Raw genomic sequence first — 20,085 nt, 5'->3', positions numbered from 1 at the left:
GAGCCCAGGCACAGGAGGCTGGTGGTGGCACAGCGCTCTTGCGGCGGGCTGGCCTCGGCTCAGAACACGAAGACGTGGGCGATACCGGCGATGATCGGCAGGGTGATCAGCGTGCGCAGCACGAAGATGGCCACCAGTTCCCAGATCTTGAGCGGAATCTTCGACTTGAGCAGCAGGGCACCGATCTCGGACATGTAGATCAACTGGGTCAGGGACAGGCAGGCGATCACGAAGCGGGTCAGTTCGCTGTCGATGTCCTTGGCCAGCACCGCCGGCAGGAACATGTCGGCAAAGCCGACCAGCGTCGCCGGGGCTGCCTCTGCCGCGTGGGGAATCTGCAGCAGTTCCAGCAGCGGAATCATCGGGTAGGACAGCCAGGTGAAGACCGGCGTGAACTCGGCCAGCATCAGCGCCACGGTCCCGATGGCGATCACCACCGGCAGCAGACCGAGGAAGATGTCCGCCACGTTGAAGCCGGCCGATTTCACCAGCTTGAGCGGGCCCGGCGCATGCTCGGCGCGCGCGACCGCCATGCCGAGTGAGTAACGCAGCACGCCACAGTCACTCTGGTTCTCTTCACTGATCTGGCAGCCGACCGGCTCGTGGTAGTCATCTCGCTTGCGCGACAGCGGCGGCAGACGCGGCACGATGACGGCGGCGATCAGCCCTGCGATGACGACGGTCAGATAGAAGGGCACGAACAGGTGATTGATGTTCATGAAGCTGGTGACCAGCAACGCGAAGGCAATCGAGACCACCGAGAAGTTGGTGGCGATCACCGCCGCTTCGCGCTTGCTGTAGAAGCCCTGCTCGTACTGCTGGGTGGTGATCAGCACGCCGACGGTGCCGGAGCCCATCCATGAGGCGGTGGCATCGATGGCACTGCGTCCCGGCAGATTGAAGATGGCGCGGAACGGGCGACGCACGAGGCTGCCGATGAATTCCATGAAGCCGAAGTCGACCAGCAGCGGCAGCAGAATGGCCGCGAAGAAGAAGAAGGTCAGCAGGACAGGGGCGAGATCATTGAGCATCACGCCGCCGGTGAAGGCCGCCGTGACGGCGGCTGGCCCCCACTGGAAGTAGGTCATCAGCGCGAAGATGGCGCCGAGGGCGCGCATGGCAAACCACACCGGCGCGACATCGAACAGCTCATGTGCCGCGCCCTGACGTGCCCAGTTCGGCTTGGCGAGCTTGACGAAGCCGGTGAGGATCACCGACAGACACAGCACCGCGACGGCGATGGCGGGCAAGGCGCTGCCGAGCGTGGCCTTGAGCCAATCGGCCATCAGGCCCATGCCGATGTTGATGGTGTCACCAACGCTGAACGGCACCAGGAAGAAGCTGACGCCGAGCAGTGACGGCACCAGGAATTTCATCAGCCCCCTGGCCGTCAGCGGCACCGGGCGGGTGGCGATCAGGTCCTTCTTCTGGCGGGCCGCTGGGGTCGCGGCGGAGTCAGACGCGGAGTCATGCTGGGACGGTGCGTGCTCCGCCGTCGGGTCGATGCTGGTTGTCATTCGGGTCACCTTGATCTTGTTGTAATGGTCAGGCTCTGATCGGTCATTCGGCATGCGACATGCCGTCTTCGCGGGGGATTCTTCACGTGCCAGAGACGGGACAGGCCCCTGGCACGCGACCCGCCCTCCGGCGGGGTCTTTCACTGGCAGTGGAGGCGCGGTGCGACTTAGTCGCGCTGCTGCACGCCCGGCAGTACGCAGAGCATCTCGTAGAGCAGGGTCGCGCCCATCAGCGCGGTATTGCCGCTGGTGTCGTAGGGCGGGGAGACTTCCATCAGGTCACCGCCGACGATATTGAGGCCACGTGCGCCGCGCACGATTTCCATGCCCTGGGGCATGGTCAGGCCGCCGGCTTCCACGGTGCCGGTACCGGGGGCGACGGAGGGGTCCAGTCCGTCGATGTCGAAGGTGATGTACACCGGGCGATCGCCCATCATGTCACGCACTTCGGCCATCAGCGGGGCGAGTGACTTGAACCAGCACATCTCGGCGGTTTCCACGCGGAAGCCCTGCTGACGGCACCAGTCGAAGTCATCGGCGGAGTAGCCGGTGCCACGCAGGCCGATCTGCACCACGCGGTGGCTGTCGAGCAGGCCTTCTTCCTGGGCGCGACGAATCGGCGTGCCGTGGGCGATGGGCTCGCCGAACATGTGGTCATTCACGTCGGCGTGGGCATCGATGTGGATCAGGCCGACCGGGCCGTGCTTCTTGGCGATGGCGCGCAGCACTGGCAGGGTGACGGTGTGGTCACCGCCCAGGGTGAGCGGCACGCAATCGTGGCTGAGCACTTCATCGTAGAATTTCTCGATGATGTCCATGCTCTTGGGCAGGTGGAAGGTGTTGATCGGCACATCACCGATGTCTGCCACCTGCAAGCTGTCGAAGGGAGCGGCGCGGGTGGCCATGTTGTAGGGGCGCAGCATGCGCGATTCATCACGGATCTGACGCGGGCCGAGACGCGCGCCCGGACGGTTGGAGGTACCGATGTCCAGCGGAATGCCGATGAAGGCGGCATCCAGGCCTTCCGCGGTTTCCTGAGCCGGCAGGCGCATCATGGTGGCCGGGCCGCCGAAACGTGGCATGTCGTTGCCGCCCAGTGGCTGATTGAATTCGCTCATCTGTCTCTCCAGGGTCTTGAGTCGCTCGTAATTCTCTGACGGCGAGCGGGGTATTGTGATGGTTCGCCTGATCGCCCGGCCGGACGGTGTGATGAAAGCCGGCGATTCTCCTTGGCGCATACCCCAGCACTGCAGTAACCATGCCAACTTTCAGTAGATTGATTTTATTGGATTTTCTAAAAGGGTGGCTGTCGAGTGATTCATTTATGGATCACTCGTGCGCCAATACTGATTCAAAAATGGATCACTGATTCATTTGTGGATCACATTCAGGCATCATCGAGAGTGTCTTTTAGCGCAGTACTTGCAGCGCACTGTCAGGAAGAAAGACCTGCGAGAAAGAAGCGCAGAAAGCCCCGTCCCGATTCACAGGCTCGACCATGAGGTGCCCGCCATGTCAGAGCTCGACCATCAGATTCTCAAGACCATCATCGATACCGCTCATGACCACTACTTCGTGGTGAGCGCGGATGGCCAGGTGCTGGATGTCAGCCCTGGCGCCGCGGCGGTCTATGGCATGACGCGTGAGGCGCTGTGTGCCGCCAACGTGCATGACCTGGAAGCCAGCGGGGTGCTCAAGCCCTCCATCAGCCTAGAGGTGCTGCGCACGGGGCGAACGCTGCAGATGATGCAGCTCACCGCCACTGGACGGCGAGTGGTGGCGCAGGCGCATCCGGTATTCGTCGCGGGCAAGCTCGAGTGCGTGGTCAGCCGCTCGATGGATCTCACCGATATCCAGCTGCTGCAGCAGGAATATGCCGTGCTCCAGCAGCGCTTCACGGATCACCTGCGGCGCAACTCGCGGGCCAGTGAGCTGGGCGGGGGGAGTGCGGGGGAAAGTGATTGGGGGGCGGTGGGGAGTGCGCGCTCCGGTGCCGAGCAGACCACCCATGACGCGCAGCAGCAGGGGCGCGCCCTGTGCGAGCAGGCCGCGCGTGAGCAGGCGGAATGCGAAGACGCCGCGCTGGAACTGGGGGAGCTACAGGTCAAAAGTCCCGTGATGCGGGAGATAGCGCTGCTGCTCAAGCGGGTCGCGCCCACCAACGCCACGGTACTGATGCTGGGCGAATCCGGGGTCGGCAAGACGGCCTTCGCCCATCAACTGCATCGCTGGAGCCAACGCGCCGACGGCCCCTTCATCGAGGTGAACTGTGGCGCCATCCCCGAAAGCCTGTTCGAGTCCGAGATGTTCGGCTATCAAGCCGGTGCCTTCACCGGTGCGGGCAATCGCGGCAAGGCGGGCCTGATAGAACAGGCCGAAGGCGGCACCCTGTTTCTGGATGAAATCGGTGAGCTGCCGCTCGCCACCCAGACCAAGCTGCTCAAGGTGATTCAAGACGGAATGATCACCCGCCTGGGCGACACCACCACCCGCCGCGCCGACTTCCGACTGGTCGTCGCCACCAATCAAGACCTCGCCGCCCGCGTGGAGCAGGGCCAGTTCCGCCTCGACCTCTACTACCGCATCAATGTGCTCCCCGTCAGCCTGCCGCCGCTGCGCGAACGCCGCGAAGACATTCCCGCCCTGATAGAGCACCACCTCTCACGCCTCAATCAACGTCATGGTCGTCGCAAACTCCTCGATGCCACCTTATGGCCCGTCCTCATGCGCCAGGACTGGCTCGGCAATATCCGCGAACTAGAAAACTGGCTGGAACGCGCCTGGCTCAGCGCCCCAAGTGATGTCATCGACAGCGACTCAGTGAAAACACTGCTCAACACTTGTTCCACGAATAACGCTAATGGACTAGGCAATTCATTTGGCTTCAGTAATGACAAATCTAATGGAATAGGCGTTACTGAAAGTTTTCCCACTGCCGATACCTTACATAGTGACAATTTCCTCTCAGCGCCTGCCGCTGAGGGGGCGGTAGCCATGCCAGTCCCCAAACTTGGCCCCAACGAAACTCTCAAGGAAGGCCTGGCACGCATCGAAGCACAATGGCTACGCGAGATGGCTGCCGAGTTGTCCAGTACCTATGCAATAGCGAAGAGGGCAGGGATTAGTCAGCCGTCGGTAGTGAGGAAACTCAAAGCTATAATCTTATAATTTTGATGATTTATAAAGGGGTTATTCTGTGAGTAGTACTGATCTCAGCGACTTGATAGATGCTGATAAAGGTTTTTTGAAGTACCGTAGGCTACTCGTAGCTGTCGGGTTCCGTCTGATTGTTTACTCAAGCTTTAATCAATCAGACGGAACCCGGCAATTAGGTATTAAAGATTGAATTCAGGTATTAGCTAGTATTCATTACCACCAAACTTCCCATCACCCCTTCACACAACGGCTTGATCTCGCTGAAGCTTTCTTCGACGGTGAGGTCTGTCTTGGCTTTGCCGTAGGCGGTGCCGTCGGCGGCGGGGTGGTAGCTGGTGCAGTGCAGGCGGATCAGCTTGTCATCGAGAAAGAGGCCGTATTCGCGGGTCTGTGAGGTAATGGGCATGCCCTGGTGTCGTTGTGTCATGGCGATATCGAACCAGTAGGCCTGACGGTGATCCACCCGGGTCAGGCCGGAGTCGAGCATCTGACTGTTGATGGGCGCCCACTGGGCCAGTTGGTCCGTGGAGGCCATCACCTTGAGCTGCGCGTCACTGACGGTGTCACCATGCAGGTCATAGATCTCGAGGATGATCATGTCGGTGCCGGTACCGGCCTGACTCTGCCATTTCTGCACGATATGCGGCAGGCGACCCTCGGCGGCAGACCACGAGGCGGGCAGGTGCAGCGCAATGTTGATGCCCAGCGACTTGGGATGGCCCTTGGTGTGGAACTGCTGGAAATAGCCGTCGTATAGCTCGTACACCGGCTCGATCTGATATTTGGTCGCCAGCAGAAATTCCTTGAACGGCGAGGGCAGGTATTCCCCCTGGGCGCGCAGATGAATGGCCTCGATGAAGCGGGCCGCGAAGTCGCTGGTCAGCTTGTCGGTGGTCAGCTGCGAATCCAGTTCCTTCTTTATCTGACGGCGAATGCCATCCAGTACTTCGCGTGCGTGCTCCCGCCCCATCAGGGTGGCGAGGTTGTCCGCCAGACGATGGGTGATGTTCGGGAAGGCATTGTCGAAATAGGCGGAGGCAAGCTCTGCATCCGGCGCGAGGCCGGGATACTCCTCGGCGATGCGTGACAGCGTGATGTCCTGGGCGATGACGAAGCCGTAGGTACTGCTCAGCGTATTGATGACCTGGGGCGAGGAGCGAAACTGTGCCGCTTCGGCCCGTGCCGAGGCACCAGGAGTCATGAGACATGAGCCCAGGCTCAGGCCGAGCGTGAAGGCGGTGACGGCCAGCCCGGGAATTGCCCCAAAGGAGCGTGTTACGGCAAACGCCATGCGTGACATCCTGTCAGAGTGCGATCAATTCAATCCTATCATCGGCTTACGACGACTTCTCGTGTGCTGGCGCTGTTCAGATGCCTAATCAGGCAGAAGTATCAGGCTATGCGTCATGCCGGCGTTCGCGCTCCCCTTGTGAAGAGACCCCCAGACAATGACGTCCAGACAACACCTTTATTCGGTTGATCTCGAGTGGACCGGCAATCGCGGCGAGGGCACCACGCATTACACCGCCTATGAGCGCGATTTCGTGGCCCGTGTCAGTGGCAAGTCGAGCATTGAAGGCTCCGCTGACCCTGCCTTTCGAGGCGACGCTGGTCGCTGGAATCCGGAAGACATGCTGGTGGCCTCCGTTTCGGCCTGCCACAAGCTGTGGTATCTGCACCTGTGTGCCGAGGCCGGCATTCGTGTCATGAGCTATCACGATCACGCCGAGGGCACGATGCAGAAAGGCGCGCCCGCCGCTGATGGCAAGACTAAGACAGAGAGCCAGGGCGAGGCGGGACGTTTCACCTCCATCGTGCTGCGCCCCGAGATCACCTTGGCCGCAGGTGACGATATCGCGCTCGCCCATCAACTGCACCACAGGGCGCATGCGCTATGCTTCATCGCCAATTCGCTGAATTTTCCGGTCAGCTGTGAGGCGGTCATCACCCATCAGTGATACGTGGCAGACTATCCGCATCGGACTGACCGTGTCTTACAGACCGTGTCAGAACCCAAAAGGCCACCAGAGCAATCTGGTGGCCTTTTTTTGTTTGAGCCTCTCTCTAAAGAAACAGCGTCTTGCGAACTGATCAAGCGAGGGGCTCAACCGCGTGCATTCACTTCCTCGATCAGTTGGCTTGCGCCGGTGAGGTCGGGCAGGCAGGCACCATCGGCGATCTTCGCCAGCAGTACGTCTTCCGCTTCTTGGACCTCGATGGCGTGGGTGGCGATGGCGGAGACCTCTGAGGGGGCCATGACGATGACACCGCTCTATTAACTCAGCTCAGCACGCGTTAACCCTTGCGAGCCTGAAGAGACAGCGGCTCGCTTGCATCGCGTCAGGCCACTGCCTTGTCCAGCGCTTGGCTGACATCGGCGATGATGTCGTCGATATGTTCGATCCCCACCGAGATGCGAATCAGGTCCGCCGAGACACCGGCCATGGCGAGTTCTTCCTCGCTGAGCTGGCGGTGGGTGGTGGAGGCCGGGTGGCAGGCCAGCGACTTGGCGTCACCGATATTCACCAGGCGCAGAATCATCTGCAGCGCATCGATGAACTTGCCGCCGGCGATACGCCCGGCTTCAGCCTGATCGGTCCCTGTCGCGTCCGTCTTGATGCCGAAACTGATGATGCCGGAGGCCTTGCCGGCGGTGATCTTCTGGCAGGTGGCGTGATAGGGGCTGTCCGGCAGGGCGCCGTAGTTGACCCAGCTGACGCTCGGGTGCTGCTGGAGGTAGTCGGCCAGCGCGAGCGCATTGCTGCAGTGGCGCTCCATGCGCAGGGCGAGTGTCTCGAGGCCCTGCAGCAGCAGGAAGGCACTGTGCGGAGCGAGCGCGGCGCCGGTATTGCGCAGCGGCACCACGCGACAGCGACCGATATAGGCGGCCGGGCCGAAGGCTTCGGTGTAGACGACGCCGTGATAGGAGGGGTCTGGCTCGTTGAGGATCCGGAAGCGCTCCTTGTGGGCGACCCAGTCGAACTTGCCGGAATCGATGATGATGCCGCCCACGGTGGTGCCGTGGCCGCCGATGTACTTGGTCAGCGAGTGGATCACGATGTCGGCGCCGTGATCGAAGGCACGACACAGCACTGGCGTGGCGACGGTGTTGTCGACGATCAGCGGCACGCCATGCCTGTGGGCGATCTCGGCCAGACGCTCGAGATCGACGATGTTGCCGGCAGGGTTGCCGATGGACTCGCAGAACACCGCTTTGGTTTTGTCATCGATCAGTGCTTCGAGTGCGGCGAAGTCATCAAAGGCCGCCATGCGCACCTCGACCCCCTGACGCGGCAGGCTGTGGGCGAACAGGTTGTAGGTGCCGCCATACAGCTGGCTGGTGCTGACGATGTTGTCACCGACTTCCACCAGCGCCTGGATGGCATAGGTGATCGCCGCCATGCCGGAGGACACCGCCAGCGCCGCGATCCCGCCTTCGACGGCGGCCATGCGCTGCTCCAGCACGTCATTGGTCGGGTTCATGATGCGGGTATAGATGTTGCCCGGCACCTTGAGATCGAACAGATCCGCGCCGTGCTGGGTGTCGTCGAAGGTGTAGGAGGTGGTCTGGTAGATCGGCACCGCCGCCGCCTTGGTGGTGGCTTCCGAGGTGTAGCCGTGATGCAGGGCGAGCGATTCCAGCTTCATGTTGTCGACTGACATGGCAGTGTCCTTGTGCGAGAGCGTGGCGAAGATCCTGTTGTGGGGTGCGGTTTTCGTGCGTGCCGTTCAGGTGCTGCCGCAATCGGCAGGCATGGCGCGGGCCGCGATGCCGCTCAACATTAGCAACGGGGCATCTTCAGGTCCATGCGTCGTTCACGCCGTCACGACAGGCCGCTGGCTGGGCGGCACGCCGAACTGGCGACGAAAGGCGGTGGCGAAATTGGCCGCGCTGCGATACCCCGCCATCTCGGCGGCGGCCTCCACCGTGACATTGCGGTCCTGCAACAGGTGCGCCGCGCGGAGCAACTGCCGCCGTTTCAGGTCCCGCGACATGGTCTGGCCGTAGGCGTCGCGATAGCGGCGCTGCAACTGGCGCACGCTCATGCCCAGCCGGGCGGCGATCTCCGCCTGGCTCAGATAGGCGACTTCCCCGCTGGAGATCCAGTCCTCGAGCCTCGCCTGCCACTCTGACGTGTCCTGCAGGCGGCGCTGTGCGCTGTCATCCGCCAGGGGCGGTCTGGCCGCCAGACACTCGCTGATCACCTCAAGCGCCACTGACTCGATGCCGAGTCTAAGCGCCAGCGTTCCCGGCCGTTGGCGACTGAATTCCTCCAGGCGCTCGACCAGACGCGCAGATGGCTGCCAATGGTAATGGGCCAGATGCCGTGCCTCGGTCATCACCTCGCTGGCGCTTGAGATCCCCAGATGCCACGTCAGCCACGCCGGCGTCAGCGTCAGGATGGCGCTGTGCTCATAAGCCCCCTTGGGGCTTTGCAGTCGGAATTCGGTGGGCTCATCGAGGGCGATGCACAGCGCTCGTCCCGGTTTCAGCGCATGGCGCTGTGGCCCGAAACTGACCCTGGGCTCCCCACGCCATACCACGGCTATCTTCAGCGATGGCTCGATGCGGGAGCGAATCATCAGATCCGCCCGCTTGCGGATGCGGTTGAGGCGCATGAACAGGCCTGGCTGCACTTCCTGCAGTTGCATGTTGCCGATCAGCGCGCCATCGGCTGATTGGCCCTTGGCGGGCTGGCATTGGTGGTCGCTGGTCAGCGCGCGCGCCATGCGGTGCACGTGATCGAGCTCGATGATCCGGTGGCGTGCGCCTGCCGAGATGTGAGAGCTGGGGAGGCCGGGAGGGTGAGTAAGGCTCATCTTGTCGCACCTGCAAACATCAGGGAGGGTTCCGCAAAGGTTTTTATCGTCATGGAGTGCCAAAATGCCCCGTCAGTAACACAGGTGCAAATAATTATCATTAGTAGCGATGGCCAGGTGAGCCAAGGGGACACGATGAAGAAGGTGACGGTACGGGGACGCGGTCTGTGCAGGGCAGGTACGCGTCGCTTGATGATCGGGGCGGGGGTGGTGCTGGTCAGTCTGCCGGCACAGGCGGAAGACGCGACGGTGGTGCTGGATACCCAGCGGGTGACGGGGCTGCGCCTGTATGACATGGCGTCCAGTGAGCAGAGCGGCGGCTACAGCGTTGACGCTGCTACGGTGGGCTCGAAGGTGCCGGCCTCGCTGCGCGACATTCCGCAGTCGGTGAGCGTGGTGACCCATGACGCCATCGAGGACCAGAACTTCATCACGCTGGATCAGTTGGCGGCGCGTACGCCGGGCGTGCGGGTGCTGAACAATGACAGCGGTCGCTCCTCGATCTTCGCGCGCGGCTATGAATACGATGCCTACAGCATTGACGGGCTGTCCGCGCCGATGTCGAGTCTGACGGGCTCGGTGCCATCCCTGACTGCCATTGATCGGGTCGAGGTCATGCGTGGGCCGTCCGGTCTCTTCAACAGCACCAGTGAGCTGGGCGGGGTCATCAATCTGGTGCGCAAGCGCCCGACCGATACCTTCCAGGGCGCCATCAGCGGCAGTGTCGGTACGCTGGAAGACCGAAGCGTCAGTGTCGATCTCTCCGGGCCCATCGATGAACAGGGCCGTATCCGCGGGCGCCTGGTGACCCGCTCCACCGAGCAGGCGCAATGGGTGGATGACAATGACAACACGCTGAATGATTTCTATGGCGCGCTGGATATCGATCTCGACGAGAATACCGAGCTGTCACTGGGGGGGATCCACAACACCAAGGACATCAGCGTCAATCAGGGTCAGCCGGTCGATGGTGACAACAACTTCACCTATGGCCGCCGTTCGGCATTCTACGGCGCGGACTGGAACAGCTTCGAGAGCGATGCCACCGATGTGATCGCCGAGCTGACCCACCGCTTCAGCTCACGCGGCTATGGCCGACTGGCGGCGCGTTACAGTGATCGCAATGCGGATTACAACTACGCCTACAGTGGCTCGGCACTGAGCGATACCGGCGACTTGAGCAGTGTCGCGGGCTATGCCGGTTTCACCGATGAGACCTCGGTGAGCGTGGATGCCAGCTACACCCAGGGCTTCGATGCCTTCGGTAACCAGAACGAATTCGTGGTCGGGGTCGATTACAAGACATCGGACTCGGACACCACCGCGGCGCGCACCGGCAATCTGACCGGCTCCAGCGCCAGCATCAGCGAGCTGAATAACCTGGCCTATGTCGACATTCTCGGCAATGCTCGGGATGGCGTGAGCGGCTACAGCCTGTCGCGCACCGAGACCACCCTGGAAGAGCAGGGCCTGTACGGCAAGGTGACACTGCGTCCCGTGGCTCCGCTGGCAGTGATACTGGGCGCGCGGGTCAGCCAGTTCTCGGCCGAGACCGAAGACAAGCTCAATGGCGGCAGCAGCGACATGCAGGACACCGCCGTCACGCCCTATGGCGGACTCGTCTATGACCTGGACGCCGACCACTCCCTCTATGCCAGCTACTCCAGAGTTTTCGAGCCACAGACCCGCGAAGGCAAGGATGGCGACCTGATCGACCCGCGCGAAGGCGAGCAATACGAGATCGGGATCAAGGGCAGCTATCTGGATGGCGCACTGAATGCGCGTATCAGTGGCTTTCAGCTGACCGACAGCCACCGTGCTGCCTCCTCGAACGACGTGAGCGTCAGTTACTCGGTGGATTCCGGCAAGATGCGCATCACCGGTGCGGAGCTTGAACTGGCCGGCAACATCACGCCGCAGTGGGATGTCATCTTCGGCTACACCTACATGGATTCCGAGGTGCTGGAAGCCGGCAGCTCCGATGCGCTGCTGATGCTGATGCCCAACAACATGGTCAATCTGTGGACCCAGTATCGCTTCGAGGGCAACCTGCTGGATGGCGTGTCCGTCGGTGCCGGCATGACCACACTGAGCGATTTCGACAGCACCCAGGGCACCATCCAGGCACCGGGCTATGCCGTGTTCGATGCCATGCTGGGCTATCAGTTCACGCCCAAACTCAGTGGCCAGCTCAACGTCTACAACCTGTTCGATCGTGAATATTACGTGCGCGCCGGTTCGGCCAGTGTCTTCAACTTCGTGGGACGTCCGGCCAGCGCCGTCGCGACTCTCAAGTACGAGTTCTGAGCATGACACTCATCAAGACGACACTGGCAGTGAGGGGAGGACAGGGACGTCCTTCTCGCGTTCGTCCACCGTTTCATGACCGATGGCACCACCGCTTGCACGACCGACTGCGAGGCTGGGGGCGCCGGTGGGTGATGGCAGGAGTGACGTCAGGCGTGCTGCTGTCATCAAGCCCCTTCATGAGCCACATGGGAGACGCCAGGGTGCTGCAGGGAACGACGACCGCATTCACTCAGCACTCATCAGCCACGGGACATGACTACCTGATCCAGGTCGCGCTGCCGCAGGTCGCACCGCCACAAGAGGGCTATCCCGTGCTGCTGGTACTGGATGGCAATCGCCATCTGGATCTGTTCACGGCAGCGCGCGACATATTGGGACGCCGTGGCTATGACAAGGCGCCATCAGACCTCGCCATCGTCGCGGTCGGTTATGCGGGCGAGACGGACGGGCAGGTAAAGGCGGCGCGTGACATCGTCACGAAGCTACGCTTAAAAGACTTCACGCCACCGCTCACCACCGGCACGGCCCCTGAGGGGACGGGTGGTGGCGAGGATTTCCTCGACTATCTGACCCAGGCTCTGCCGCCTGAACTGGCCTCTCGCTATCCGCTCGATCTCAAGCGGCCTGCGCTGGTCGGCCACTCACTCGGCGGCCTGTTCGCGCTCCATGCCCAGCAGAAGGCACCCGAGGCCTTCGGGGCGATCTTCGCGATCAGCCCTTCGCTGTGGTGGCGGCAGGAGAATGACCCGGCCAGCTGGCCGCTGCGTCTTGCCTGCTCCGAGATGGCGGGCCCGGTGTACATCGCCGCTGGCGGACGCGAGCAATCGCCGCAGCCCAGGCGACAGGACCCTGAGCGTGACAGGCTGCGTGTCCAGCGCGCTATGATCGACAACGCACATGAGCATGCTCGCCAGCTGCGCGAGCACTGTCCGCAGGTAGCCGTCCAGTGGCGGCTGTTCGAGGGCGAAGACCACGGCAGCGTGATGTGGCCCGCCGCTCGCTCGGTGATGGAACGATTGATGAGACCGCGCTGATCCGACCGGCCGCCACGGTGTGGATTGGGCAGTCAGCAGTCAAATGCATCGCAGAATGCGCAGTAAACGACACGACGGCGGCATCAGCGTGGGACGTCTTGTCCTGGCTGATGCCGCCGTCGTTTTGCTTCAGGGCTGCTTGTGTCAGAGCAGCGCTTACATCACCGCACGTACCGCGAGGAACAGCACCGTCGGGGCGAGCAGGATGCCCAAGCCAGTGTAGAAGGTGGCGGTCATGGCACCGTAGGGCACCAGACGGGCGTCGGTGGCGGCAAGGCCAGCCGCCACACCGCTGGTGGTGCCGATCAGGCCACCGAAGATCATCGCGGAGCGCGGATTGTCGAGCCCGATGAGGCGCGCCGTCATCGGCGTGGCCACCATGGTCAGGATCGACTTCACCAGGCCGGCGGCGATCGACAGCGCGACCACTTCGGAACTGGCCCCGAGCGTGGCACCGGTGACCGGGCCGACGATATAGGTGACCGCACCCGCACCGATGGTGGTGATATCGACAGGATCGGTATAGCCGAAGGCGATGGCGACGCCACCACCGGCGACGAAGGAGATCAGCACGCCGACGAACAGCGCCACGACCCCGCGAAAGCCGGTCTGACGGATTTCCTTGAGATTGACCCCGTAGGCGGTGGCGATGATCGCGAGATCACGCAGCATGCCGCCCCCCATCAGGCCCAGCCCCGAGAACAGCGTGACATCCGAGAGCCCCTTGCTGCCGCCGGTGGTCGCGCCACCCACGTAGGCCAGTACCAGGCCGAGGATGATGGCGATGGCGGAGCCGTGCAGCTTGCCGCGTGTCAGGTTGTTGCTGATCCAGTAGGCGACATACATTGCCAGCCCGATCACGGCGAAGGCAGCGACCAGATGATACTTGTCGAACAGGTGGACGAGTGACTCGATCATGGGTCAGCCCTCAGTGTTTGTGAGCAGGAGTGGGGGAGGCATGGCGACTGCGATCCAGCACCGGGGCGCCTGTCGTCACTGAGGTTCTGGGGCGGTTCTCATCTGGCAGGGGAGCCTCTTCCAGTGCGGTTTCCGGCCGCTTGCCGGTCAGCAGAGGAACGAGTGCAAGCCCCAGCACCACCGCCAGCACGCCCGCGACCAGCGCGACCATGCCGCCGCTGAAGGCCGCGACTACGTTCTGGCTGGCGGCCATCGCGACCACGATGGGGATGTACATCGCGTTCCAGAAATTGATGCCGCTGGAGGTGCTGTCGGCCATCTTGCCGCGGTCCTTCAGCACACCGGTGATGAAGATGAGCAGCAGCATGGCGATGCCGACACCGCCGAGATTGGAATCGATATTGAGCATTTCTCCGAGCAGATCACCGATCACGAGACCGGCCATCATGCACCCTGCCAGCAGGGCAACTCCGTAGATCACCATGGCGTATTACCTTCTTGTTGTTGTCTGTCGCGTTTTTTTGGCGTTGCTTGTGTTGTGGCGTTTCAGGTACCGCGAGAATTCAAGCGTGTTGCAGGCGCGAACCCTTGTCGGCAGATGGGCGAACAGCGAGTGTCCATCCCCTGCCGACATGTCAGGGTCTTGCGGGTCAATATCACTCGTCAGTTCAAGGGTGAGAGGGGCTACCGGCAGCGACGATTGGCGTGATCGGCTGCCGGCAGGTTCATGTTGCTTTATACCTCAAGCCGGTTGTCTCGATGAGCGTCTTGATGAATGACGAGATAGACGCTCCGGTGGCTGTCGTTCAGGCGTGTGAGCGGGCCGGCTCAGGGGCGAACAGCTGTGCATATTCCTCGCGCAGCTGTTTCTTCTGCACCTTGCCCATCACGTTGCGCGGCAGGCTTTCGATGAAGAACACGCGCTTGGGCTGCTTGTAGCGGGCGAGCTTGTCGCTGAGGGCGGCAAGCACCGCCGCTTCATCGAGACTGCCCTGGTGGCCGGCCTGCATGACCACCACCGCGCAGACACCTTCGCCGAAGTCCGGGTGGGGCACGCCGAATACCGCCGATTCATTGACGCCGGGCATGTCATCGATCAGCAGCTCCACCTCCTTCGGGTAGATGTTGTAGCCGCCGGAGATGATCAGGTCCTTGTCACGGCCGCTGATGCACAGGTAGCCATCGGCATCGATATGACCGAGATCCCCGGTGATGAAGAAGCCATCCTCGCGGAACTCGCTGGCGGTCTTCTCCGGCATCTTCCAGTAGCCCTTGAAGACGTTGGCACCGCGCACCTCGATCAGCCCTGTCTCGCCACGCGGCAAGGTGGCACCTGTCTCGCGGTCGGTGATGCGCACTTCGCTGCCGGGCAACGCCATGCCCACCGTGCCGGGACGCCGCTCGCCGTCGTAGGGGTTGGAGGTGTTCATGTTGGTCTCGGTCATCCCGTAGCGCTCGAGAATCGCGTGGCCGGTACGTGCGCTGAATTCGCTGTGGGTCTCGCTGAGCAGCGGCGCGGAGCCGGAGACGAACAGCCGCATGCCGGCGGTCGTCTCGCGATTGAGGCGCTCGGATTCCAGCAGGCGCGTGTAGAAGGTCGGCACGCCCATCAGCACGCTGGAGCGCGCCATCAGATCCAGAATCTGCTCGGCATCGAACTTCGGCAGGAAGGTCATCGAGGCGCCCACCGTCAGCACGATGTTGCAGGCCACGAACAGGCCGTGGGTATGGAAGATGGGCAGGGCGTGGATCAGATGGTCATCACGGGTGAAGCGCCAGGTCTCGGCCAGCGCCTGACTGTTGGAGGCCAGATTGGCGTGGGTCAGCATCGCGCCCTTGCTGCGCCCGGTGGTGCCGGAGGTATAGAGGATGGCGGCGAGATCATCGGCGGCGCGCGGCTCGATTTCACTGCTTGCGCTGCACTGGCGGGCCTGCTCCATCAGGGTGCCGTCCTGCTCGGTGCCCAGACTCTCGACACGCGGCACATCACATTCCTTGCCCAGTGCGCGTGCCGTCTCCAGCACCTTGGGCTGGCAGACGTACAGGTGCGGCCCGGCGTCGCCCAGGAAGTAGCGGATCTCCTCGCCGGTGTAGGCGGTATTCAGCGGCAGATAGACCGCGCCGACCTGCAGGCAGGCCAGATACAGGATGACGGTCTCGCAGCTCTTGTCGATCTGCACTGCGACGCGGTCGCCCGGTGCCACGCCCAGCTCGCGTAGCGCGGTGGCCATCTGACCGGCGGCGCTGCGTGCCTCGGCGAAGGTGTAGCCGTGGCCTTCGACGGTATCGAGGAAGGTGGCATCCGGGCGCTCATCGAAGTTGCGCGCGAATTGCAGATAGAGGTTGTCGTGGTTGGCGTGAGACATCGTTGGCTCCAATGGCGTTGTTGTTGTCGTGAGCGTTGTCTTGTCATGAGCCTTGTCTTGTCATGAGACGTTGACGCAAGGCGACGTTCTGATCAGGCGTGCTCCGGCAGGTGGCGTGCCTGCCGAGTGGCTCATTCCTTGTGTGACTCTTTCCTCGAGTGGCTTATTCCTCGAGTGACGGCGCTGGCTTGCTGTCGCTGGCATCCTTGGTCGATCTGGTCGCGGGCGACTGCTCGGATGCTTTTGATGGCAGTGGCGAACTGGACAGGGTATCGCTTTCCTTCCTGCCCTCGCGCTTCGGCGCCTTGGCCAGCTCCTTGTTGGCTTTCGATTCCTTCTTGACCTCACTGCTGCACACCACGCTGTCGTTGCGGCTGAAGGCCTCGTGGTTCTGCTCGATGCGGTGCGGCTCATAGAGGTAGTTGACCATCAGGCCGTGGGCCTGCTGGCGGCCATTGGGGGAGGTGTCACCCGGCCAGTTGAGGCGATGCAGGCTGGCACCATTGCCGAGGTGGAAGCGGGCGACCGGGTCCAGCGGCTGGCCGCTGTGGTGCTTGACGTTGACCAGGTAGTGGGCGGCGAGGGCGCGCAGTTCCGGCGCCATCTTCTGCTGGGCCTCCTCGTCATTCATCCAGTCATCGTGCTGCAGGTGATGGGCCAGCAGGTCGGAGACTTCCAGGCCTTCCTCATCACGCGCGCGTGTCAGCCACTGACTGAAACCGGGCACCGGCGAGAGGGTGACGAAGCGGCTCAGATTGGGCAGTTCGCGTTGCAGCTCCTGCACCACCTGTTTGATCAGGAAGTTGCCGAACGAGATGCCTTTCAGGCCCTTCTGACAATTGCTGATGCTGTAGAAGACGGCGGTGTCCGCCTCGCGTTCGGTGGTCTGGCCGCTGTTGGCGAGCAGATGCTGGATGTTGTTGGGCACGCCCTTGCACAGCGCCACCTCGACGAAGATCAGCGGCTCGTCACCGATGGCGGGGTGGAAGAAGGCGTAGCAGCGGCGGTCCTCGGGGTCGAGACGTCCGCGCAGGTCGCTCCAGTCTTGAATGGCGTGCACGGCCTCGTAGCGGATGATCTTCTCCAGCACCGCGGCGGGCGTGTTCCAGTCGATGGCCTCCAGCATCAGGAAGCCGCGATTGAACCAGGAGGCGAACAGGTGCGCGAAGTCGGCATCCAGCGGCTTCAATTCCGGATGCTGCTTGATGAGCTTGAGCAGGTCGGCACGCATGCGCACGATTTCATAGGTGCCGCCGGGGCACAGGTTCAGGCGGCGCAGCAACGATTGGCGCCTGGGTTCACTGGCGGCGAACAGCGCACTGAGATTGGCGTTGTCCGGGGCGTCGCGATAGGCCGCGTAGGCAGCGTGGATACGGTCTTCATCGGCGGCGTAGTGCTCGGCCAGCACATGGAAGAAGGCGAGGCGCTGCTCGTGGTCCAGCTGCTGATAATCCTCAAGCGCGCGCTGGGCCATCATGATGCGCGAGGCTTCACCGCTGCTCTCGGTCAGGTTGTGGCAGCTCTCGGTCAGGCGGGCGAGGGCGGTGTCTTCATTGCCGGCGCCGGGCGAGAGGCCAACCTGCTGACGGGCACGCTGGCCGACATGGGTCAGCAGATCCTGCAGAAAACTCAGATTGATGTTCATGGCGGTTCCTCAAGGCGCGGGACGAAGCGACGTGTTCACTGCTCAAGCTCTCAGTATGGCGTCTGAGGCTTAAATATTTGCGTCGTCTTGTTGTATACAACAGATAGGCGCATCGTGTGGTAGCGTCAAGGAATCCCATGCATGACTAGACTAAAGTCAGTTTCCTGCACGGCCACTTCCCTGTTCAATGAAGGCAGGAGAGCGAAGGCAGAATGCTGTGAGAACGGCGTGGTGCTGGGCGGGGTTGCGGTGAATCAATGACGGCTCATCAAGCATCATCGCAATGACGAGGCCATCGCGCTCGAGCTTGCAGGCTCTCGAGCTCTCAGGCTCTTCAGTGTTCCAGCGCTCAGGCTCACAGGGATTCAAGGGCCGCTTTCGAGAGAAGCGCCGTCAGGCCACAGTACAAGGACGACGATGATGATCAAGATGTCTCATGCGCAACGCCTGCGAGACCTGCTGGAAGATGCCATCGTCGAAGGGCGCTTCCCGCCGGGCACCAAGCTCGACCCCGAAGCGCTGGGCCGCGAGTATCAGTGCTCCCGCACGCCGATCCGCGAGGCGCTGCAGCAGCTCGCCGCCTCCGGCATGGTGAAGGTGGTGCCCAAGCGCGGCACCTTCGTGACGCAGCTGGGCGTCTTGGAGCTGGTGGAACGCTTTGAAGTCATGGCAGAACTGGAAGCCATGTGCGGCCGACTCGCCGCGCGGCGCATCACTATGCAGGAGCTTTCGGAACTCAAGGACGCCCACGCCGCCTGCCGTGAACGCCTGGAAGCCGACGACGCCAATGGCTACTACTACGAGAACGGCCTCTTTCATCACTGTCTCTACCGCGCCAGCCACAATGCCTTCCTCACCGAAGAAGCCACGCGCCTGCACGCCATCCTCAAGCCTTACCGCCGCCTGCAACTTCACGTCCGCCACCGCATGCACAGCTCCTACGCCGAGCACGAAGCCATCGTCGCCGCGATTGAAGCCGGCGACGCCGCTGCTGCAGAGCAGGCACTGAAGGATCACGTGCATATTCAGGGGGAGAGATTTACCGATCTAGTGGCGAATATTGAGCGATTACATGCTTCGTGAGTCATAAATAAAGCTAGTCTATTTCTATTGCTCTGCCTATTGAGATTGTTATTCGCTATCGCCTAATGAGTTGGTATGTTTTCAATAGTGTGTTATTGCGTGTAGATTTCATGGTGCGCAATTGCTTCTCTAATCCTTTCTGCTTACTCGATTCAGTATATGTCTTTCTTGCAATTTTATAAAGTTGTTATTACTTTTGTTTCGAGTCTTAATAATATTTTGTACAAGGATGATTTATGAGCAAGGCTACAGATTGGGAGTTTATGTTGAATGGTGATGTGCAAGAGCTCCGAGAGCTTTCACAGCAACCAGGTTCGATGTTTTTCAACATCTATGGTGGTGTGGATCATTGGAATGATAGTCCAAATCATGACTTTAGAATGAATACTCTTTATTGTGAGGGTGAAGAAGACCCACATGTGGTATGGCAGATTGGTTATGAGTTGCTAGGTTTATTTAATGGCGCATCTGTGTTATTTAATAAAGATTATAGGAAGGCCTCTATACATAAGGTGTTGTATAATAATTCAGAAGTTCGCTATGTTGAGAAAGAAAACATGGCTGCTCTTCTTGGTAATCCGAGTGTTTCTCAAGAAGTAATTGATAGGGAGGATCAAGAATGCCGATCTTCAAATACTAAGTTTAAGCTAGTTCGGTTGGCTGCAAATAATGAAGATGTATATTTTTTCCTGAAATATCTTGACATGAATATGGATTGGACCACTCTATATAAGCTTAAGGAGGCTGTAGAATCTTTTGCTAAGCACAAAAATATTGAGCTAAGCACCAATAAAGATTTACGGAGTGCTTTCCATAATACTGCTAATAATTTTTCTTTGTCAGGTTTCGATTCTAGGCATGGATTCAAAATGAAAGTTAAAGATAATAACTCTGACCATATGACTATTTCAGGTGGTTATCGCTTTGTCACGAACATGGTTAAAAAATATCTATCTGAAGCTTACCCCGGCTTGTAATAGTGTGACAGAGGATGTTTTATTACTGGAGTTAGGCTATTTAGTGGTCTATCGGTAGTAGTAAACTAGAGCCTGGCTACATTGTGGTTTTGATTAGTGGGTTATACCCCTACTCTGTCATCTGGGCTCTATTGATTGGGAACAGTTTTTATCAGGGGTGTGTATTCTAGAATAGATATGAAGGTGCGAGTATTATACACACATCAGTGTGTAATATCCGCGCCAGTCAATGAGTAAATAATGTCTAGAATATTCAGA

Annotated in this window: 16 protein-coding genes; 6 read left to right on the top strand and 10 right to left on the bottom strand. The window is 60.8% G+C overall.

Going from position 1 to position 20,085, the window contains the following annotated elements; all coding sequences use genetic code 11:
- Positions 1 to 59: 59 nt before the first annotated feature.
- Positions 60 to 1,376, bottom strand: a complete 1,317-nt coding sequence (locus AC26AR_RS08425) for a YjiH family protein (protein ID WP_084209696.1) — start codon at positions 1,374 to 1,376, stop codon at positions 60 to 62.
- Between the two features lie 308 nt (positions 1,377 to 1,684).
- Complete coding sequence (gene speB, locus AC26AR_RS08420) at positions 1,685 to 2,635, bottom strand: agmatinase (RefSeq protein ID WP_077376000.1); 951 nt, start codon at positions 2,633 to 2,635, stop codon at positions 1,685 to 1,687.
- A 394-nt stretch (positions 2,636 to 3,029) separates the two neighbouring features.
- Here speB and AC26AR_RS08415 point away from each other — a divergent pair, with 394 nt between their 5' ends.
- Positions 3,030 to 4,685 carry a sigma-54 interaction domain-containing protein gene (locus AC26AR_RS08415; protein ID WP_488107861.1) on the top strand — a complete coding sequence of 552 codons (1,656 nt, stop codon included), beginning with the start codon at positions 3,030 to 3,032 and terminating at the stop codon, positions 4,683 to 4,685.
- 187 nt (positions 4,686 to 4,872) lie between these two features.
- Here AC26AR_RS08415 and AC26AR_RS08410 read toward each other — a convergent pair whose 3' ends face one another.
- Entirely contained in the window at positions 4,873 to 5,964 is a 1,092-nt protein-coding gene (locus AC26AR_RS08410) for a hypothetical protein (RefSeq protein WP_488107860.1), read from the bottom strand.
- 157 nt (positions 5,965 to 6,121) lie between these two features.
- On the opposite strand from AC26AR_RS08410, the gene AC26AR_RS08405 reads away from it, so the two are divergent.
- Positions 6,122 to 6,631, top strand: a complete 510-nt coding sequence (locus tag AC26AR_RS08405) for an OsmC family protein (protein ID WP_488107859.1) — start codon at positions 6,122 to 6,124, stop codon at positions 6,629 to 6,631.
- Positions 6,632 to 6,777: 146 nt separating this feature from the next.
- Here the strand turns inward: AC26AR_RS08405 and AC26AR_RS08400 are convergent, their stop codons facing one another.
- The 3 genes from AC26AR_RS08400 to AC26AR_RS08390 all read right to left on the bottom strand — a co-directional run bounded on the left by AC26AR_RS08400 (position 6,778) and on the right by AC26AR_RS08390 (position 9,494).
- On the bottom strand, positions 6,778 to 6,930 hold the full coding sequence (locus AC26AR_RS08400) for a hypothetical protein (RefSeq protein ID WP_488107858.1): 153 nt from the start codon (positions 6,928 to 6,930) through the stop codon (positions 6,778 to 6,780).
- Between the two features lie 83 nt (positions 6,931 to 7,013).
- Complete coding sequence (locus tag AC26AR_RS08395; protein ID WP_488107893.1) at positions 7,014 to 8,321, bottom strand: O-acetylhomoserine aminocarboxypropyltransferase/cysteine synthase family protein; 1,308 nt, start codon at positions 8,319 to 8,321, stop codon at positions 7,014 to 7,016.
- Between the two features lie 168 nt (positions 8,322 to 8,489).
- Positions 8,490 to 9,494 carry a helix-turn-helix transcriptional regulator gene (locus AC26AR_RS08390; protein ID WP_488107857.1) on the bottom strand — a complete coding sequence of 335 codons (1,005 nt, stop codon included), beginning with the start codon at positions 9,492 to 9,494 and terminating at the stop codon, positions 8,490 to 8,492.
- A gap of 135 nt (positions 9,495 to 9,629) precedes the next feature.
- On the opposite strand from AC26AR_RS08390, the gene AC26AR_RS08385 reads away from it, so the two are divergent.
- Positions 9,630 to 11,801, top strand: coding sequence for a TonB-dependent siderophore receptor (locus AC26AR_RS08385; RefSeq protein WP_488107856.1), 2,172 nt, complete (start codon positions 9,630 to 9,632; stop codon positions 11,799 to 11,801).
- 155 nt (positions 11,802 to 11,956) lie between these two features.
- Entirely contained in the window at positions 11,957 to 12,838 is an 882-nt protein-coding gene (locus tag AC26AR_RS08380; RefSeq protein WP_488107855.1) for an alpha/beta hydrolase, read from the top strand.
- 156 nt (positions 12,839 to 12,994) lie between these two features.
- Here the strand turns inward: AC26AR_RS08380 and madM are convergent, their stop codons facing one another.
- The 4 genes from madM to AC26AR_RS08360 all read right to left on the bottom strand — a co-directional run bounded on the left by madM (position 12,995) and on the right by AC26AR_RS08360 (position 17,767).
- A complete protein-coding gene (gene madM / locus AC26AR_RS08375; protein WP_404984044.1) occupies positions 12,995 to 13,756 on the bottom strand; it encodes a malonate transporter subunit MadM in 762 nt (253 codons plus the stop codon).
- A 10-nt stretch (positions 13,757 to 13,766) separates the two neighbouring features.
- On the bottom strand, positions 13,767 to 14,240 hold the full coding sequence (gene madL / locus AC26AR_RS08370; RefSeq protein ID WP_077376063.1) for a malonate transporter subunit MadL: 474 nt from the start codon (positions 14,238 to 14,240) through the stop codon (positions 13,767 to 13,769).
- A 322-nt stretch (positions 14,241 to 14,562) separates the two neighbouring features.
- On the bottom strand, positions 14,563 to 16,122 hold the full coding sequence (locus AC26AR_RS08365) for a malonate--CoA ligase (protein ID WP_488107854.1): 1,560 nt from the start codon (positions 16,120 to 16,122) through the stop codon (positions 14,563 to 14,565).
- 163 nt (positions 16,123 to 16,285) lie between these two features.
- Positions 16,286 to 17,767: a malonyl-CoA decarboxylase gene (locus tag AC26AR_RS08360; RefSeq protein WP_488107853.1), complete on the bottom strand. Its 1,482-nt coding sequence runs from the start codon at positions 17,765 to 17,767 to the stop codon at positions 16,286 to 16,288.
- A gap of 420 nt (positions 17,768 to 18,187) precedes the next feature.
- Here AC26AR_RS08360 and AC26AR_RS08355 point away from each other — a divergent pair, with 420 nt between their 5' ends.
- Positions 18,188 to 18,850, top strand: a complete 663-nt coding sequence (locus AC26AR_RS08355; RefSeq protein ID WP_488107852.1) for a GntR family transcriptional regulator — start codon at positions 18,188 to 18,190, stop codon at positions 18,848 to 18,850.
- A gap of 236 nt (positions 18,851 to 19,086) precedes the next feature.
- The gene (locus tag AC26AR_RS08350; RefSeq protein ID WP_488107851.1) at positions 19,087 to 19,827 is read left to right on the top strand and encodes a hypothetical protein; all 741 of its coding nucleotides are present in this window, start codon (positions 19,087 to 19,089) and stop codon (positions 19,825 to 19,827) included.
- Positions 19,828 to 20,085 lie beyond the last annotated feature (258 nt).

The sequence above is a fragment of the Cobetia sp. PS-4MA genome, assembly GCF_057670765.1.
Note: the sequence above shows the minus strand (reverse complement) of the source record. Positions and strands in the feature narration are given on the sequence as shown.

Coding starts and splice junctions, on each gene's coding strand:
- AC26AR_RS08405 (WP_488107859.1), top strand. CDS start 6,122: ATGACGTCCAGACAACACCTTTATTCGGTTGATCTCGAGTGGACCGGC.
- AC26AR_RS08365 (WP_488107854.1), bottom strand. CDS start 16,122: ATGTCTCACGCCAACCACGACAACCTCTATCTGCAATTCGCGCGCAAC.
- AC26AR_RS08415 (WP_488107861.1), top strand. CDS start 3,030: ATGTCAGAGCTCGACCATCAGATTCTCAAGACCATCATCGATACCGCT.
- madL (WP_077376063.1), bottom strand. CDS start 14,240: ATGGTGATCTACGGAGTTGCCCTGCTGGCAGGGTGCATGATGGCCGGT.
- AC26AR_RS08355 (WP_488107852.1), top strand. CDS start 18,188: ATGATCAAGATGTCTCATGCGCAACGCCTGCGAGACCTGCTGGAAGAT.
- AC26AR_RS08385 (WP_488107856.1), top strand. CDS start 9,630: ATGAAGAAGGTGACGGTACGGGGACGCGGTCTGTGCAGGGCAGGTACG.
- AC26AR_RS08425 (WP_084209696.1), bottom strand. CDS start 1,376: ATGAAATTCCTGGTGCCGTCACTGCTCGGCGTCAGCTTCTTCCTGGTG.
- AC26AR_RS08360 (WP_488107853.1), bottom strand. CDS start 17,767: ATGAACATCAATCTGAGTTTTCTGCAGGATCTGCTGACCCATGTCGGC.
- speB (WP_077376000.1), bottom strand. CDS start 2,635: ATGAGCGAATTCAATCAGCCACTGGGCGGCAACGACATGCCACGTTTC.
- AC26AR_RS08395 (WP_488107893.1), bottom strand. CDS start 8,321: ATGAAGCTGGAATCGCTCGCCCTGCATCACGGCTACACCTCGGAAGCC.
- AC26AR_RS08400 (WP_488107858.1), bottom strand. CDS start 6,930: ATGGCCCCCTCAGAGGTCTCCGCCATCGCCACCCACGCCATCGAGGTC.
- AC26AR_RS08410 (WP_488107860.1), bottom strand. CDS start 5,964: ATGGCGTTTGCCGTAACACGCTCCTTTGGGGCAATTCCCGGGCTGGCC.
- madM (WP_404984044.1), bottom strand. CDS start 13,756: ATGATCGAGTCACTCGTCCACCTGTTCGACAAGTATCATCTGGTCGCT.
- AC26AR_RS08350 (WP_488107851.1), top strand. CDS start 19,087: ATGAGCAAGGCTACAGATTGGGAGTTTATGTTGAATGGTGATGTGCAA.
- AC26AR_RS08390 (WP_488107857.1), bottom strand. CDS start 9,494: ATGAGCCTTACTCACCCTCCCGGCCTCCCCAGCTCTCACATCTCGGCA.